This is a genomic window from Streptomyces alkaliphilus (assembly GCF_014141535.1).
GTDB lineage: Bacteria > Actinomycetota > Actinomycetes > Streptomycetales > Streptomycetaceae > Streptomyces > Streptomyces alkaliphilus.
The window spans coordinates 1-543 of sequence record NZ_VKHT01001666.1 but is presented as its reverse complement, the minus strand read 5'-3'; the positions used below and the strand labels follow the sequence as shown (position 1 = coordinate 543).

The following is a 543-nucleotide window of genomic DNA, read 5'->3' as shown; positions in this document are numbered from 1 at the left end:
CCCCCGGGGACCCGCCTACCTGGAATCCCTGGCCGGCGGCGGATCCCCCAGAGCGGTGTGGACCGCGCTGCCGGGCCCCGGGTGGCCCGACGAACTCGCCCGCGCGACAGCCGCCTGTCTGGCCTCGGGGCGGGGCGTCGTGGCGGTGCTCCCCGACGGTCGTGCCGCCGCCCGGGCGGACGCCGCGCTCACCGCCCTCCTCGGCCCCGACCGACACGTCCTGCTGACCGCCGACGCCGGGCCCGAGGCCCGGTACCGACGCTGGCTGGCGATCAACCGGGGCTCGGTGCGGGCGGTGGTCGGCACCCGCGCGGCGATGTTCGCCCCCGTCCGCGACCCCGGCCTGGTGATCTGCTGGGACGACGGCGACGCCTCTCACGGGGACGACCGAGCCCCCCATCCCCACGCGCGCGAGGTGCTGTTGCTGCGCGCGGCCCGAGCCGGGGCGGGGGTCCTGGTGGCCTTGACCGCCCGGCGGATGCGGGCGTTGACGGACTCGATCGCGTTGGTGGTGCAGACGATGCGGCGTATCTCGGTGTCGAA

General features: G+C 77.2%; 2 pseudogenes. One reads left to right on the top strand and one right to left on the bottom strand.

The features are described from left to right. Positions 1–460, top strand: a pseudogene (locus FNQ90_RS26230) (primosome assembly protein PriA); the annotation flags it as partial. On the opposite strand, the pseudogene FNQ90_RS26225 reads toward FNQ90_RS26230, so the two are convergent. Continuing rightward, positions 460–543, bottom strand: a pseudogene (locus FNQ90_RS26225) (transposase); the annotation flags it as partial. The pseudogenes FNQ90_RS26230 and FNQ90_RS26225 overlap by 1 nt on opposite strands.